16 protein-coding genes and 1 pseudogene are annotated in these 15,641 nt (G+C 63.1%); 11 read left to right on the top strand and 6 right to left on the bottom strand.

From position 1 onward, the window contains the following. Window positions 1-61: 61 nt before the first annotated feature. The 3 genes from J0663_RS15160 to J0663_RS15150 all read left to right on the top strand — a co-directional run bounded on the left by J0663_RS15160 (window position 62) and on the right by J0663_RS15150 (window position 2,690). On the top strand, window positions 62-1,006 hold the full coding sequence (locus J0663_RS15160) for an AraC family transcriptional regulator (protein WP_207241138.1): 945 nt from the start codon (window positions 62-64) through the stop codon (window positions 1,004-1,006). Between the two features lie 155 nt (window positions 1,007-1,161). After that, on the top strand, window positions 1,162-2,067 hold the full coding sequence (locus J0663_RS15155) for a S1C family serine protease (RefSeq protein ID WP_207241137.1): 906 nt from the start codon (window positions 1,162-1,164) through the stop codon (window positions 2,065-2,067). A 242-nt stretch (window positions 2,068-2,309) separates the two neighbouring features. After that, on the top strand, window positions 2,310-2,690 hold the full coding sequence (locus tag J0663_RS15150; protein WP_207241136.1) for a VOC family protein: 381 nt from the start codon (window positions 2,310-2,312) through the stop codon (window positions 2,688-2,690). Between the two features lie 37 nt (window positions 2,691-2,727). Here J0663_RS15150 and J0663_RS31720 read toward each other — a convergent pair. After that, window positions 2,728-2,924 (bottom strand): annotated as a pseudogene (locus J0663_RS31720) (LysR family transcriptional regulator); the annotation flags it as partial. Window positions 2,925-3,057: 133 nt separating this feature from the next. On the opposite strand from J0663_RS31720, the gene J0663_RS15145 reads away from it, so the two are divergent. Continuing rightward, window positions 3,058-3,375, top strand: a complete 318-nt coding sequence (locus tag J0663_RS15145; protein ID WP_207241135.1) for a hypothetical protein — start codon at window positions 3,058-3,060, stop codon at window positions 3,373-3,375. A gap of 46 nt (window positions 3,376-3,421) precedes the next feature. Then, window positions 3,422-3,586 (top strand): hypothetical protein, encoded by a 165-nt coding sequence (locus J0663_RS15140; RefSeq protein ID WP_207241134.1) that lies wholly within the window; start codon window positions 3,422-3,424, stop codon window positions 3,584-3,586. On the opposite strand, the gene J0663_RS15135 is transcribed toward J0663_RS15140, so the two are convergent. Then, complete coding sequence (locus J0663_RS15135) at window positions 3,577-4,491, bottom strand: SDR family oxidoreductase (protein WP_207241133.1); 915 nt, start codon at window positions 4,489-4,491, stop codon at window positions 3,577-3,579. The genes J0663_RS15140 and J0663_RS15135 overlap by 10 nt on opposite strands. Window positions 4,492-4,699: 208 nt before the next feature. Between J0663_RS15135 and J0663_RS15130 the strand changes: the two genes are divergently transcribed. Both J0663_RS15130 and J0663_RS15125 read left to right on the top strand, forming a co-directional pair. After that, window positions 4,700-5,260, top strand: a complete 561-nt coding sequence (locus tag J0663_RS15130) for a TetR family transcriptional regulator (RefSeq protein WP_207241132.1) — start codon at window positions 4,700-4,702, stop codon at window positions 5,258-5,260. Window positions 5,261-5,387: 127 nt separating this feature from the next. Further along, window positions 5,388-7,349: an elongation factor G gene (locus J0663_RS15125; RefSeq protein WP_207241131.1), complete on the top strand. Its 1,962-nt coding sequence runs from the start codon at window positions 5,388-5,390 to the stop codon at window positions 7,347-7,349. A gap of 156 nt (window positions 7,350-7,505) precedes the next feature. Here the strand turns inward: J0663_RS15125 and J0663_RS15120 are convergent, their stop codons facing one another. Further along, window positions 7,506-7,982, bottom strand: a complete 477-nt coding sequence (locus J0663_RS15120) for a YcgN family cysteine cluster protein (protein WP_207241130.1) — start codon at window positions 7,980-7,982, stop codon at window positions 7,506-7,508. Between the two features lie 193 nt (window positions 7,983-8,175). Between J0663_RS15120 and J0663_RS15115 the strand changes: the two genes are divergently transcribed. The 3 genes from J0663_RS15115 (at window position 8,176) to J0663_RS15105 (ending at window position 11,733) form a co-directional block, all read left to right on the top strand. Next, window positions 8,176-10,362, top strand: a complete 2,187-nt coding sequence (locus tag J0663_RS15115) for a transglycosylase domain-containing protein (RefSeq protein ID WP_207241129.1) — start codon at window positions 8,176-8,178, stop codon at window positions 10,360-10,362. Window positions 10,363-10,601: 239 nt separating this feature from the next. Continuing rightward, window positions 10,602-11,189, top strand: coding sequence for a DUF1214 domain-containing protein (locus J0663_RS15110; RefSeq protein WP_207241128.1), 588 nt, complete (start codon window positions 10,602-10,604; stop codon window positions 11,187-11,189). Then, window positions 11,182-11,733 (top strand): DUF1254 domain-containing protein, encoded by a 552-nt coding sequence (locus tag J0663_RS15105; protein WP_207241127.1) that lies wholly within the window; start codon window positions 11,182-11,184, stop codon window positions 11,731-11,733. Before J0663_RS15110 ends, J0663_RS15105 begins: the two co-directional genes overlap by 8 nt. A gap of 60 nt (window positions 11,734-11,793) precedes the next feature. Here J0663_RS15105 and J0663_RS15100 read toward each other — a convergent pair whose 3' ends face one another. After that, a complete protein-coding gene (locus J0663_RS15100; protein WP_207241126.1) occupies window positions 11,794-11,961 on the bottom strand; it encodes a hypothetical protein in 168 nt (55 codons plus the stop codon). Between the two features lie 741 nt (window positions 11,962-12,702). Between J0663_RS15100 and J0663_RS15095 the strand changes: the two genes are divergently transcribed. Beyond that, a complete protein-coding gene (locus J0663_RS15095; protein WP_207241125.1) occupies window positions 12,703-13,752 on the top strand; it encodes a DUF2336 domain-containing protein in 1,050 nt (349 codons plus the stop codon). Between the two features lie 19 nt (window positions 13,753-13,771). On the opposite strand, the gene J0663_RS15090 is transcribed toward J0663_RS15095, so the two are convergent. Together J0663_RS15090 and J0663_RS15085 are read right to left on the bottom strand one after the other, a co-directional pair. After that, complete coding sequence (locus J0663_RS15090) at window positions 13,772-14,116, bottom strand: DUF1491 family protein (RefSeq protein ID WP_207241124.1); 345 nt, start codon at window positions 14,114-14,116, stop codon at window positions 13,772-13,774. Between the two features lie 61 nt (window positions 14,117-14,177). Beyond that, window positions 14,178-15,626 carry a methyl-accepting chemotaxis protein gene (locus J0663_RS15085; RefSeq protein WP_207241123.1) on the bottom strand — a complete coding sequence of 483 codons (1,449 nt, stop codon included), beginning with the start codon at window positions 15,624-15,626 and terminating at the stop codon, window positions 14,178-14,180. Window positions 15,627-15,641: the final 15 nt, after the last annotated feature.

Raw genomic sequence — 15,641 nt, 5'->3', positions numbered from 1 at the left:
GGCGATCAGACGATCCATGCGCTAAAGTCCGCCATCTCTTCGCCATCGTCCGGATTTGCGCATGGACCCGTTATCGAATGTTCTCGGATTGCTCAAACCGAGAAGCTATGTTTCTGCCGGGCTGGATGCCGGCGGCGTTTGGGCGATCGATTTTCCGCCTCCCGATGGCATCAAGTTCAACGCGGTCATTTCAGGCACGTGCTGGCTGAGCGTCGATGGCGTGCCCAACGCCGTCCGGTTGGAAGAAGGCGACTGCTTTCTGCTGACACGCAGCCGGACCTTTCGTCTCGCCAGCGATCCTTCTGTCGAAGCGATCCCATCCGATGAAATCTATTCGATCGCCCGCGGCGGCATAGCGACCTGCAACGGCGGCGGTGATTTCTTCCTGATTGGCAGCCGGTTTTCCTTCTCCGGCGGAAATTCGGACATCCTTCTCGGCATCCTGCCGCCGATCGTCCATGTGAAAAGGGATTCCGATCACGCCGCCGTGCTGCGCTGGTCGCTCGATCGGATGACGCGCGAGCTGCGCGACCGACAGCCGGGCGGTGTTCTGATGGCGGAGCATTTCGCCCATGTCATGCTGATGCAGGTGTTGCGCCTCCATATCGCATCGCCGGACGCCCACGGCGTCGGCTGGCTTTTCGCGCTCACCGACAGGCGCATCGGTGCGGCTCTCGGGGCCATGCATGCCGATCCGGGCCGAAAATGGACATTGCAGTCGCTGGCGGAACTGGCGTCGATGTCCCGGTCCACTTTTGCTCTGCATTTCAAGGCAAAGGTTGGGCTCGCACCGATGGATTATCTGACGCGGTGGCGCATGCTTGTCGCCGGAGATCGACTGGCAAATTCGGCCGAAGCACTTGCGAGCGTCGCCATGTCGCTCGGTTACGATTCCGAAAGCGCGTTCAGCACCGCTTTCAAGCGGGTGATGGGATGTTCGCCACGGCAATATGGTCGCCCTCAGCCGGCGGGCGGCGAGATGCGGAACAGTATCGGCGCTCAATGAACGTCAATTGGTGAAGGAATTGCCGGGCGATCGCGCATCGGCCAGCCGAAATTCCGTCCCAGACAGTCTTGCACCCGCCGCCCGGTCTCTTACCTATTCAAGGAGGAATGTGCCGGCCTTCAACCTCTCGCGCCGGCGCCCATCGGGATGAAAGCATGAATATTAATCCGATCCTGCGGTCAGTCGTGGCCGTCCGTTCCTCCATTCCGGAAGATGCATTCACCGCGGAGACGCTGGGCACCGTCCGGGAAGGCAGCGGCGTCGTCATTCGCGAGAACGGGCTGGTGCTGACCATCGGTTATCTCATCACCGAGGCCGAGGAAGTCTGGCTGACGACCCGCGACGGCCGGGTGGTTCCCGCCCATCCGCTTGCCTATGACCAGGAGAGCGGTTTCGGCCTGGTGCAGGCGCTCGGCGTCCTGAACGCTCCGGCAGTGGCCTTCGGCGATGCGGCCGCGGCCAAGCCCGGCGATCCCGTTGTCCTTGCCGACGGCATCGGCGAGTTCGTCGAGGCACATATCGTCGCCCGACAGGAATTCGCCGGCTATTGGGAATATCTGCTCGATGAGGCGATTTTCACCGCGCCGGCCCATCCCGCATGGGGCGGAGCAGCACTGATCGGCGCCGACGGCAAGCTCCTCGGCATCGGTTCGCTTCGCCTGCAGATGAGCCAGGATGGCGAGGTCGCCGATATCAATATGGTCGTGCCGATCGATCTTCTGCCGCCCATTCTCGACGATCTCCTGAACCGCGGCCAGGTCAACAAGCCGCCTCGGCCATGGCTCGGCGCATTCTCCGCCGAGAGCAGCGGCGGCGTTGTGGTGATGAGCGTGGCCGAAGGCGGTCCGGCCGCCGAGGCCGGCCTGCGTCAGGGCGATATCATCTCGGAGATCCGTGACGAGGAGGTCGATGGCCTGGCCGATTTCTACCGCAAGCTCTGGAGCAGCGGTCCGGCCGGCGCCGAGATTCCGATAAGGATCCTGCGGAACGGCCGCGAAGCCTGGCTGCGCATCAAATCCGCCGACCGCAACAGCTTTCTGAAAAAGCCGCAGCTGCAGTAGACCGCACCGGCCGGTTAAAGCTGCCGGAACTTAACCCGGCCTGATAATGGAACGGATCGGAAGCACTCGCGGTTGCGACCTGAATATGCACCGCGCCTTCCACCGGCCCGGATTGCGATCGAAGGCTGATGCCGGGACCGCCTCTCGGTTGACTTCGGACGGCGGTTGAATGATGGTGCCGCATCCTCCTGACCCGGAGCAAGCAGGCCGGGTCGGACTTTGCGATAAGGAGTGTGCGGCCCATGTTCGATCATGTCTCCATCGGCGTCAAAGACCTCGAAAGGGCCCGTCGTTTCTACGATGCGGCGCTGGCGCCGCTCGGATACGAGCGCCTGTCCAACTCCGACAGCATGATCGGCTACGGCCCCGAAAGGGTCGGCCTCTGGGTGATGCAGGTGGAGCAGCCCGTCATCGCCGATTTACGATCCGGACTGCATTTCTGTTTCGTCGCGCCGAACGAGGCGGCGGTCGATGCCTTTCATGCGGCCGCCGTCGCATCCGGCGGCACGGATAACGGCGAACCGGGGGTCCGGCCGGATTACGGGCAATTCTACTATGCCGCCTTCGTCATCGACCCGGACGGCTACCGGCTCGAAGCCTATTTTCACAAGGGCGAGCTGTAGTCGCTCTGTCGATCGCGCCGCAGCTTTTGCTGCAGCGTCAGGCCGCCGCTCTCGAGATCGACACGCGGCAGCCGGAGGCCCGGAGGGCCTCGGCGGCGACATCGAGGAACAGGCCGCGGATTCCGGCACGATGGCGATGGCGGGCATGGCCTGCAGCGCCATCGGCAAGGCGGAAAAGCGCGGTACGGTCGCGACAATCCGTCTGCTGTGGCCGGTGCGGGCCGCCCCTGCGTCATAGCGTTGTCGGCAGCAAGAATCCCGTTGCTTTGGCCCGGCGAAAGGCGCATGGTTTCGCCTTCGGCAGCCATTGCACGGGCGCTGCCGACTGAGGGTTTGATACCCCCGCCCCGACGAAAGGAGGACGTTGATGTCTTCCACTTCCGATAAGCCATATCTGACTTCATCCGATCTCGAGATGCTTCAGGGCGTGCTCGACGCCGCCGGCTACAAGGCCAAGATCCCGGCCAACGACGAAGAGGTCTTCAACGCCGCAGCCATGCTGCTGATCAGACTGTTCCAGGAGGGCGTCACCTCGCCGGCCATGCTCTTGCGGGCGCTCGAATACCATTTCGGCAAGCCGAAGAAACAACCGAAACCGGTCACCCCCGTCTGCAACCGCTATGCGATCCAGGGCCTGCCGCGCGACCGCCGCGCCGTGCCGCCGGTTAATTCTACAGACGGGTAACGCGCAGACTCACGCTTTCAATTTCGATCCAAAGGGAGATTCATCCATGGCAAAGGGTCAGCTGAGAAGCAATCGCGAGGTCCGCAAACCGAAGAAGGACAAGCTGGCGACGAAGCCGGAAAGCACCTTCGCCGGCCAGATGAGGACGGCGGCCCAGACCGCGCCTCACGGCAGCAGCGCGCCCAAGGGCGGCGGCCAGCCTCACCGGTAGCCGGTCACGTCGGCCGGTTTGCCCGGCTCCTGCACTTCCACCAGGTAGCGCCAGCAATCGGGCCGCGAACCGTCGATGTCGTCGAAACCATAGGCCTCGGCCATCCCGCCGCTCGATAGCGACTGACCATTCCAGCGGGCGCGGTCGGGATCGGCTGATATGGCCGCCACCGCGCGGCCGACGAAGCGCGGGGTTTCGGAAATGGCGAAATGCGGCTGCAGCTTGGTCGCGTCGCGCCAGTTCTCCTCGCGCACGCCATAGGCCTCCAGCATCATTTCGGAGCGCAGCCAGCCCGGCGTGATCGAAACGGCGGTGGCGCCGTGTTTGGCCAGATCCTGCGCATGCGCCCAGGCCATGCGGGTCACACTTGTCTTGACGAGGTCGTAGAAGGGCGAAAGCCGGTAATGCGTGGCATTATAGTCAGCCGTGCCGTCAGTCACCTCCACCAGCAGCCCGCCCGGCCGCTCGATCATCAGCGCCAGCGCATAGTGGGCGGTGATCAGATGGGTGTTGATGCCGAGCTCCAGCATGCGCAGGCCCTTGTCCAGCGAATGCTCCCAGACAGCCTTATCCCATTCGAACAGCTTCTCGCAGCCCCAGATGTCGTTGACGAGAATGTCGAGCCGGCCGGCTTCCGCCCGGATGCGTGCGACGAGCGCCTCGACCTGCTGCGGAACGAGATGATCCACTTGCACGGCAATGCCCTTGCCGCCGGCCGATGTCACCAGTTCGGCCGTCTCCTCGATCGTTTCCGGCCGGGCATAGTCGGACTGCTGGGCGCGTGTCGTGCGCCCGGTCACATAGACGGTCGCCCCAGCTGCGCCGAGTTCCACTGCAATACCGCGGCCGGCACCGCGGGTCGCACCTGCCACCAAGGCCACTCTGTCCTGTAAGTCTACTGTCATTTCTCCATCCTCCACGCCAAGGCGCGTCGCGATCCATCAGCTTCGCAGCCTGCGCTTTAAGTCTTTGTTTTTGTGTATGTCGTTGTCGCAAGAGCGCGCATAGTCATGCGCGACATGCTGGAACGGAGAGCCGGCCGGTCGCCGACGTGCTCCTATTGAATATAAACGAATGTTCGTTCATATTTGCTATGAATGCAAGAGGAATTTCATGCCGCGCCGCCGTACGCTTTCCGATGAACAGCTTCTCGCCATGGTGCTGACGGTGATCCATGCCGAGGGACCGGATGCGGCGACCTTCGCGGCGGTGGCAAAGGCGAGCGGCCTTTCCGGCTCGACGCTGGTGCAGCGGTTTGCAACAAAGGCGGCGATGCTGCGCGCTGCGCTGCTCTATGCCTGGGACCGGCTGGATGCAGAGACGGCGCGGCTTGCCGGGACCGTGCCGAAAACGCCGGAGGGCGCTGTCGCGCTGCTCGTCGGCCTGTCGCAGGATTACGGCGACGATGCCGCAGCCTATGGCGAGGGACTGCTGGTGCTGCGCGAGGATTTTCGCGATCCGGTGCTGCGTGCCCGAGGCGCGGCCTGGGGAACCGCGCTGACGGCGGCGATCGCGCAATGCTTCCGATCGGCGCCAGCACCGGAGACAGTCGCCCGGCTGATGCTGGCGCAATGGCAGGGCTCGCTGACCTGGTGGGGATTTGGCGCAGACGGCTCGGTGGCTGCGTATGTTGAGACGGAATTGAAGCGCTTCCTGACAGCGGTGAAGCCCTGATCCCTGCTTAGCGTGACAGTGACGCAAGTCCAGGTCACAGCGTTGTGAAACCCTCTGGCGCCTTGCAACGGTTCAAGGCATCCTATGATGGCTGAATATTGTGTTTATGGCAGTTGGAGGAATGCCGATGCGCTGCTTTACCGTGCTTGGACCCTCGCAGACCGGAAAATCAACAGTCGTGGAAAAGCTCGGCTCCTTGGAGGGGGCGCCGAAAAAATCAAGCTCCCCTTATGGATTGAACCTCACAGAATTCACCTTTGGAAACGAGGCGTGGTGTGCGCTGGATGCGCCGGGACCCAATGAAGCGCTGGCGCATGTGCAGCACGCGCTTCTTGCCAGCGACGCCTGCATCCTATGCATTTCACCGGCACCCGAAGAGGCTGTGCTCGCCGCGCCCTATCTGCGCGTCATCGAGGCATCGGGGACGCCTTGCATTCTCTTCGTCAATCGGATGGATGAGCCGAGGGGGCGGCTGAGGGACGTGATCGCAGCGCTTCAAGATTACGCCAACCACACGCTTTTGCTTCGCCAGATCCCGATCCGCGAGGGGGACAAGATCGTCGGTAGCTGCGATCTGATTTCGGAACGGGCGTGGCGCTACCGGGAAGGTCAGGCTTCGGCGCTGATCGCAATCCCTGAAAGTGCTGTCGAGCGCGAGCACGAAGCGCGCAGCGAGCTCCTGGAACACCTATCCGAATTCGATGACTGGCTTCTCGAGGAACTGATCGAAGATCGCGAGCCGCCCAGCGACGCGCTCTATGCCATTTCATCGCGGGTTCTCAGGGAAAACAGGATTATTCCAGTCCTTATCGGTGCCGCAAGTCACGGCAACGGCATGATGAGGCTGATGAAGGCGCTGCGCCACGAGGCGCCGCCGGTGGGGGTACTTCGACAGCGCCTGGCTCGTGCGGGCAATGTCGATGAAAACACGCTGACCGCCGTGAGCTTCCATGCCTATCATCGCCAGAATATCGGCAAGACGGTGCTGGTGCGTGCGTTTGGCGAGGGACTGCGGCAAGGCGCATCACTGGGGGGCTCCAGCCTCGGCGCCGTGCAGGATCCCGCAAACGGACGGTCCAGCTCGGCGGTTGTGCCTGCACCGGGGGATGTCTTCGCAACAGTCAAGTCCGACCACTTGCCCGTCCCGTCGCTGTTGACATCAAATGCGACGGTGGCTCCACCCGAATGGACGGAGCCACCGACGCCGATGCTTGAAAGGATCCTGGTCCCGGGCAGCGCACGCGATGAAAACAAGCTCTCCGAAACGCTGGCAAAACTTTCCGAGACGGATCGCGGTCTTATCGTCTTGCAGGAGGAAGGCACCGGCGCCCAGCTCGTCCGCGCCCAGGGCCCGGTACATCTGCGCGATCTCTGCCGAACCCTGTCCGAGGTCTTCCACATCGAGGTAACCGATCGAACGCCCAACCCGATCTACCGCGAGACAATCGCGAAACCATCTGAGGTTCATTACCGTCACCGCAAACAGACCGGCGGTGCCGGACAGTTCGCAGATGTGAAGCTGAGCATTCGCCCCAATGAGCGCGGCCGGGGCTTCACCTTCAGCGAAACCGTCAAGGGTGGCGTCGTTCCGCGCAACTACATCCCTGCCGTCGAAGCAGGCGCGCGCGAAGCGATGGAGAAAGGGCCGCTCGGCTTCCAGGTCATCGATGTCGGCGTAACGCTGTTCGATGGCCAGCACCATGCCGTCGACAGTTCGGAACACGCCTTCAGGACTGCGTCGAAAATGGGAGTGCGACAGGCGCTTTCCGAAGGGTCGGCCGTTTTGATGCAACCGGTCTATCGCAGCGAAATTCACATTCCGTCGATCTATTCCGGCAGCCTCGTCCAGATCGTCTCCGCTCTCAAGGGTCAGGTTCTCGGCTTCGACCGGGATGAAACCGCCAAGGGATGGGACATCTTCCGGGCACTTATTCCGGGCGGCGCACTTGACGATCTGGCGCGGGCGCTGCGCTCGGCAACGCAGGGCATTGGCTATTTTTCCAAGACCTTCGATCACTTCGAGGAGCTATACGGCAAGGAAGCGGACGCCATCGTTAGGGCACACGAGGAACGAGGCGTCGCACACTGAACGTTCGCGCCACCTCCTGCTCGTTTGCGGAAGGGGGCTCATGTCCGTCTAACACTGCAGTCGCATTTTTGATTTGCGGTGGGCTTGCCTTGCTGCGGCTTGATGCGCCCGTCGCCAAAGCCACCATGAGGTGACGAACGAAGGGCAGCTGTAATGTCAGGCTTCCTCTTCATCCTTTTCCGCGCCTACGGTCAGCGGCCAGTCGACGACGTAATCCTCGAGATCGTCGACATCGATCTCATTTTCATTGATCGTGCGGCCCCGCGCGGAAATGCCGGCGGCATGGACGGTCTCGGGATCACCGGAGACGAGCGGATGCCACCAGTAGAGATCGCGGCCCTCATTTATCAGCCTGTAGCCGCAGGTCGGCGGCAGCCAGGCGATCTCGGGCACGTTCTCCTTCGTCAGCTGCACGCAGTCCGGCACGAAATCCCAGCGGTTCTCATAGCTGGAGCAGCGACAGCTTTCGCCGTCGAGCAGCTTGCAGCGCACCGAGGTGAAATAGATATCGCCGCTATCCCATTCCTCGAGCTTGTTGAGGCAACAGAGGCCGCAGCCGTCGCAGAGGCTTTCCCATTCGGCGGTGGTCATTTCGGCAAGCGTCTTGCTCTTCCAGAAGGGCAGATCGTTCATCGTCCGTTTCTTGCAACAGCAGCCCGCAAATTCACGTGACCGCCACTCTATCTCTCTTGTTATCCGCGATAAAATCAATCAATTCTTCAGCATGCTCCTGGTATCGGAGAGCTTTGGCCTATCGGGCCTCGCGCTTTCGCCGCTTTCCGGCGGCCGGACATGAGGCAAGCGCGATCACGCGGGAATACAGGACGTGCAGGATCCGGACAACCCTGAAAAAGGGACTCAAAAAGGAGCAGACACACGAGCCGGCGACACAGCGGGCAGGCGGCCGACGAAGAGCCGCCACATTCTGCTGCGCATCGATTCATGGATCGATTCGACCGTCTGGAATGCAGGCTTCCGCGCCGCCGAAATCTGGGAAGACACCACCATCTTCTTCCGCCGTTTCCGTGTGCGCGGCTGGAAGCGCATGGTCTTCGAACTTGCCGGCGAAGGGCTCACCCTCGGGGCGGCCGGCGCGGTGCTGATGCTGGTGCTTGCCCAGCCGGCCTTCGAGGCGACCAAGGAGGACTGGCGCAATCGCGGCGATTTCGCCGTCACTTTCACCGATCGCTACGGCAACGTCATCGGCCATCGCGGCGTCATCCATCAAAATTCCGTGCCGATCGACGAGCTGCCGGATTCCCTGATCAAATCCGTCCTTGCCACTGAAGACCGACGCTTCTTCGACCATTTCGGCATCGACGTCGTCGGCCTCTTCCGCGCGATGGTCACCAACGCCCAGGCCGGTGAAGTCGTGCAGGGCGGCTCGACGCTGACCCAGCAGCTCGCCAAGAACCTCTTTCTTTCCAACGAGCGCTCGCTCGACCGCAAGATCACCGAAGCGTATCTGGCCTTGTGGCTCGAGGCCAACCTTTCCAAGAAGGAAATCCTCTCCACCTATCTCGACCGCGCCTATATGGGCGGCGGCACCTTCGGCGCGGCCGCGGCCGCACGATTTTATTTCGGCAAGGACATCACAGACGTGAACCTCGCCGAATCCGCCATGCTTGCCGGCTTGTTCAAGGCGCCGGCAAAATATGCGCCGCACGTCAACCTGCCGGCGGCGCGCGCCCGTGCCAACGAGGTGCTGACCAATCTCGTGCAGAGCGGGCTGATGACCGAGGGTCAGGTGATCGCCGCCCGGCGCAATCCGGCGACCGTTGTCGATCGCAACGAGGTGGAATCGCCGGATTTCTTCCTCGACTGGGCTTTCGACGAAGTGCAGCGTCTTTCGCCACGTTTCCACCAGCATTCGCTCATCGTGCGGACGACGATCGACATGGGCATCCAGAAGGCGGCCGAGGATTCGGTCGAGACGTCGCTGCGCGAATATGGCGAGGCCTATCACGCCAAGCAGGGCGCCATGGTGATGATCGAGAACGGCGGCGCGGTGCGTGCCATGGTCGGCGGCCGGGATTACGGCGAGAGCCAGTTCAACCGCGCTACCAAGGCGCTGCGCCAGCCCGGCTCCTCCTTCAAGGTCTACACTTATGCCGTGGCGATGGAGAGCGGGATGACCCCGCAGACGACGATCGTCGACGCCCCGATTTCCTGGGGCAACTGGAGCCCGCACAATTACGCCAACCGTTATGTCGGCCGCATCACGCTCGAGACGGCGATCGCCCAGTCGATCAACACGGTGCCGGTGCGGCTTGCCAAGGAAAAGCTCGGCATCCAGCCGATCCGGGCGATGGCGAAGAACCTCGGCGTTGAAACACCGATCCGCGACGACGTCACCATCCCGATCGGCACCTCCGAAGTGACGGTGCTCGACCAGGCGACCGCTTACGCCACTTTCCCGGCCGGCGGCTACCAGTCGCGCCGCCACGGCATTACACAGATCCTCGATTACGACGGTGACGTGCTTTACGATTTCGACCGCGACGAGCCGGCGCCGAAACGCGTGCTGTCTGAGGAGGCCGACGCCTATATGAACCAGATGCTGTCGCGCGTGCCCTATGTCGGCACTGCGCGCAAGGCTGCGCTCGACAACGGCATCGTGACGGCCGGCAAGACCGGCACGACCCAGGCCTATCGCGACGCCTGGTTCGTCGGCTTCACCGGCAATTACACCTGCGCCGTCTGGTTCGGCAATGACGACTATACCTCGACGAACGAGATGACCGGCGGCTCACTGCCGGCTATGACCTTCAAGCGCGCCATGGACTACGCCCACCAGGGCGTGACGCTGCGCGCCATCCCCGGCATCGAGAATCCCCTGCCCTCGGACAAGGATACCGCCAAGACCGTCGCCGCCAAGCCGGAGGACGGGCTGCCGCAGCTCATCCGTCCGCGCATGCTCTCGGTTCAAACGACCAATATCCTCAAAGATCTTGGCAAAAAGCTGAAGGACGCAGCCCCGCTCGCACCGCAGAAGGTAGCGAGCGCGGAGTAGTCGGCCTGGGAGATCCCGGTGGCTGCTCCTTATCCGGCTGTGAAAGACCCTTCCCCAACCCCTCCCTACAAGTGGGAAGGGTCTTCCTTTGGCGCCAACCGGGGCGGCCTTATTGCCGCAAGGGGAATGACAGCTTCGCGGAGATAACCAGGGATCAATCATCGCCGATGTCACGGCTCGGCATTCCACCCCGCCAGAATCAGTGGTAACCCTTTCATCCCGGTTTCCAAGGTCATGACGTGTTTCGATTCCCCCTTTTCATCCTGATCACGTTGATCGTCGCCTTTGGCGGCGGGATCATGATTTCGCTTTATGCGCTGGATGCGACACAAGGTTTCGGGGCGATCAAGCTCGGCGCCTGGGAGGCCTTTCCGGCGCTGCAGACGGTCGATGCCGACCCCTACGCCAAGTCGCACCGGGCGCGCGCCGGCAAACTGCTCTACGGCAGTGCCGAGGGGCTGATCTTCACGGCGAGCGTCGACGACGACGGTGCGCGGCTGAATGCCGGGTGCCGTTACCGCATCAGCGGACAGACGCCACCCGCTCGGCTCTGGACGCTCTTTACCGCCGACAATGGCGGCAATCCGGCGGCGGTAAAGACCGGGCTTCCCGCAGCGCTCAATTCCTGGACGGTGCTGCGCCAGGCCGACAGCAGCTTCTCAATCGAGATCTCGGCCGTCGCGCAGCCGGGCAACTGGCTGGCCCTGCCACAAGCCGGCACCTTCCGGCTGGTGCTGACGCTGTTCGACACACCGACGGCCGGCAGTTCCGGCGTGATCGACCTCGCCATGCCGAAGCTCACCAAAACCGGATGCGGCAATGCTTAGAATAGTCTTCGCCGTCTTCACCGGCCTTTTCGGCGCGGCGCTCCTGCATCTCGTCATCATTCTGTCGCTGCCGCACTTTACCGGCAGGGACGCGGCGACCCGCGTGGCGGCGGAAGGCGATTTCAACAATTTCTACCTGCTCGGCGACCAATATGACGAGGCGGGGCTGGCCAATGGCGATCCTTTCGTGCGCACCGCCGTCTGCTCCTTCGATGTCGAGGACGCCCCGGTGCATTTCACCGCCAAGGGCAATGTGCCTTTCTGGTCGATCGCCATCTATGACAGCGCCTCCAACGAAGTCTTCAGCATGAACGACAGAACCTCGGTGGGCGGCGCGCTCGATGTCCTGGCGGGTAGTCCGATCCAGCTGACGGACCTGCGCAAGAACCTGCCGCAGGAGCTGGAACAGGCGATCCTGGTGGAAATGGCGCGGCCGGACGGCTATGCCGTCCTGCGGACATTGGCGCCGCAGGCAAGCTTCGATGAGGCGGCCCGCAATTTCCTGACGGAAGCGGGCTGCGAGCAATTCACCACCCGCAACTAAGCGTGATGTCGTCGTCCAGCGCCCCGCGCTCTGGCATCACCCTCCGGGTTGAAAGCGCGTTTACTTCTTGCTGGCGCGCGGCGCCGGCGCTGGGCGATGTTTCGGGCCCTCGGCGAGCCGCTCGTAGCGGACCCCGGTGAACCAGAGGATCTTGGCTTCGCGCGGTTCCTTGTCCAGGCGCCGCGGCGCCCGCGGCCGCCGATCCGCCAATGCGACTACTATTGCCATTCTCGTCTCCATGCACTGCCCGAGACGGATGAACTTGCGACGGATTTCACCCTGCCCGCCAATCTGCGGGCCGGCGCGTCCTGCGGCGCCGGCATGACCGGACCGAGGGCATTCGCGCCTTTCCCACGGCACCTGACTGAAATACCGTGATGCGGAGTTTCAACGATCCAAACACTCAAATCGCGTCGTTCCTGTCCGAATTGAGACACATGACAGTTAACAGTTTACTTATATTCAGCCAGCGCCAAACACAGTACCCGTGACTTCTTCTTCAACGCGTAAGGAGTCTATTTGGTTTCATGCCCCCCGCCGAAAGGCCAGAACTTGGCCGAGCGTCAAAAATTGGAAACAATTCATATGGTTGGCGGCGATGCGGCGCGCCATCTCTGCCGCAATCGGTGTTGGTGTTGCAAATATGCGGCACGAAAATATTCATTGCAGCACGTCCGGATGGCTTAGGCCTGTCCCCGTGCCGGCCACGCATTTCGCCAGCTGCCAGCCGCCGCACCGGCGGCGGCGATTAGGGCCCCCGCCCCTGCAAAATCGATCGCATTTCCATGCGCCGGCTAATCATCTCGCCACACATGATGCGTGTGTGCTTCTGGCGCATTTTAATAAAATCTTCAGCATCCATTAACCGTACCGATGTAGGATTTGTTCATATCCATGTGGTCCGGCGGGCGTTCCGCCAGCGCTGTCGGCCCTTGGTTTCCCTTGGTTCTGCGTTTTCAGGGTGTGCTTGTGCGTGACCGGTTTCGAGACCTAGAGGGCCCGCTGGCCGTCAGGAAAAAGGACGTGGTGTTAATGGCGACCGTCAGCAGTTTCGAGAGCCTGTCTCGTCCGACACGATCCGAGCTGCGCCAATTCGCCGAACTTTTCACACCGCTGTTTCAGGCTTCGTCCGACGAGGCCAAGCGCCAGGCGGTCGCTGCCCTTTCCCAATGCGAAACCATGCCGACAGCCGTGGCACTGTTCATCGGCAATCAGCCGATCGAGATCGCCGCGCCCTTTCTTGCCGCCTCGAAGGCCATTGCCGACGACACGTTGATCACCATCGCCCGCATGCAGGGCGCGGCTCATGTCAGGGCGATCGTCAGCCGCGAGTCGCTCTCGCCGAAGGTCATCGACGCGCTGGTGGCCTTGCGCCAGACCCAACCGCGCCCCGCGGCCCCCTCGACGCCGATCACCGAATCGGTAGCCGTCCCGCTGTCGCCGGCCCCGGCGGAGGGCAACGAGGCCGAAGCGCTGGAGGAGCAACGGGTCGCCAATGAAGAAGCATTGCGCGGGCGAATCCTCGATCTTGCCGGCCATCTCGGCCGCAGCGATAACGACAGGCTCGGCCTGCGCACGCTTACCGACATCCAGGAGGCCCTGCTGGTGCGCTTCGCCCGCTCGCGCGAGGCGACGCATTTCGCAACCGCACTCGCCGACGCGCTGTCCGCCAGCCGCTGGCTTGCCGAGCGCATCATGCTCGACCTGTCCGGCCAGCAGCTCGCCACGACGCTGACGAGCCTCGGCATGAGCTTTCTCGACGCCGTCTTCGTGCTCGAGAGATTCTATCCGCATCTTGCCGAACAACAGCGCAATGTCACGCGCGGCTGGATGGTGCTCGATGCGCTCGATCCGGAGGAATGCCACGAAAGGGTGGAGGCCTGGCGGCGCGCCGATCGCTACACCTACAAGCCCGAAGCAGCCGATGCGCGCGCCTCTCAGGAAACGGAAAACCACCGCTTCATCCGCCAGACACCGGTGCAGCGCGACATGCGCGCGCTCGGACGGCGGTCGCGCTGAGCGGGCGGGGACTTGCCGCTCAGCTGTCCCCCGCCAGCGGGATTAAGTCCCCCAATTCCTCCGCCTCCAGTTCGACGATCCAGAGATCGGGGTCGAAGCGGCGTTCGCGCTCCAGCATCGCCCGCACCGCTTCCGGTTCGCTGCGCGCGAGGCGGACTTCGAACAGGCGGTCGCGGACCTCGTCTTCGCCGAAGGCGGTCTGCGGCGCCGGCGCATAAAGCGTTTCCAGACCATTACGAAAGTGTTGGCGGATGAAGATCGCGCCGGCCTCCTCCGCGCCCCTCTTCTCCACGGCGGCGAAATCGCCGCTGGCGAAGACGCGGCGCAGAAGCGAGGATACGAAGATGTCGGCGCGTAATCTCATCGGCGCGATATAGACCGGCGCGCGGGCGCGGGCAATCCGCTGGCAAATTTTGGCTGATGCGTCAGACCTTGACCGCCAGCCGCAAACCGCCCCAATGACGTCCTCTGACGGTGATCGGCGCAGAGATATCCTTCATCATCACGAAATTGCCGCCGCCCATGTCGCGCCGATAGGTCTGGACGAGGAAAGGCGCGGTGCTGCGGCCGGCGGCAAGGCCGACGCGGTCGGCGAAGATGCGGCGATTGCGGCAATTGGCGGTGTTCCAGACGACATCGCCCGGCCGCTGCGGCTCAGAGAATTTCCGGTTATGGGTCGGCAGATAGCCGTTTTCGTCGATCGCCGCGCAGAAGGCGACGCGCTCGTCGAGGGCGACGACAGGCTCCTGGATCGGCGGCAGCAGCCGGTCGGTGAGTTCGGTGAAGGCGGCCATCATCTGGACCGGATCGGTGCCTGAGATCGGCCGGTAGCGTCGGTCGAAGAGGGCATCGAGACCGATCTGCCCCTCGGCGACGGCGCGTTCGAAAGCGCCTGATATCTGCCTTGCCACCGACTGAGCCTCCTCGATCCAACGGCTGTCGGCGGTCCTGACGCCGGCGCTTGCCGTCAGCTGGATCAGCGTTTCCGAGAGGCCGACAACACTGTCGACGCGTTTTGCCGCCTGCTGCAGCCTGACATTCGAACCGGCGACCTCGCCGGACATCTCGCCGAGCTTCTCGACGAAACCGGCGCATTGCTGGTCGACCGCCTCGGTGGTGTTGGCCATGACGGTCGAACTGTCGAGAATGCGCGTGATGACATGTTCCATGCTTTCGAAGGCGCCGCGCATCGCCTCCGACTTGTCGCGTACGCCGGCGGCGCTGTCGCGCGCGGTGCCGCCGACCGCCGACAGCCGGTCGATCTTCACCCGCAATTCGTCGAGCGTCTCCTGAATGGAGCCGGTCGCCTTGGAGGTCTGCAGCGACAGCGCGCGAACCTCGGCGGCGACCACGGCGAAACCCTTGCCCGCATCGCCAGCGCGCGCCGCCTCGATCGCCGCGTTCAGCGCCAAGAGATTGGTCTGGCGGGCAATGACGCTGATCTCCTCGGCAATCTTGTCGACATCGGCAAGCGATTTCGAGAAGCCGGCGATTTCAGCGCCGATGACGTTGGAGGACTGGACCATATGGCCGATCTCGGCAACGGAGCCGGTCATGCGCTCGGCCGATTCCTTCAGCATCTGGCGGGCTTCGGCCGCCGTGCGGTCGGTCTCGCGCAGCGACAGGGCGACCGAGCGATTGGTTTCGGCAATCGAAAGCGCGGTACGGGTGACATGATCGAAGGCGGAGGCATGGCGTGCCGACATCGCCGCCATGTCCTGAATGGCGCCGGCAATGTCGACGAGATCAATGCCGAGGGTCGAGGCTTCCTCGGCAAGGCGCTGCAGGATGTGGCGCAATACCTCGCGGTCCGGGCCTTCCGCTTGAACTGCCGGTTCCCCGGCCAGATCGTCTATCGCCTTCAGCGCCTGCATGACCGACGTTCCCCC

The sequence above is a fragment of the Rhizobium lentis genome, assembly GCF_017352135.1.
Classification (GTDB): Bacteria; Pseudomonadota; Alphaproteobacteria; order Rhizobiales; family Rhizobiaceae; genus Rhizobium; species Rhizobium lentis.
Note: the sequence above shows the minus strand (reverse complement) of the source record. Positions and strands in the feature narration are given on the sequence as shown.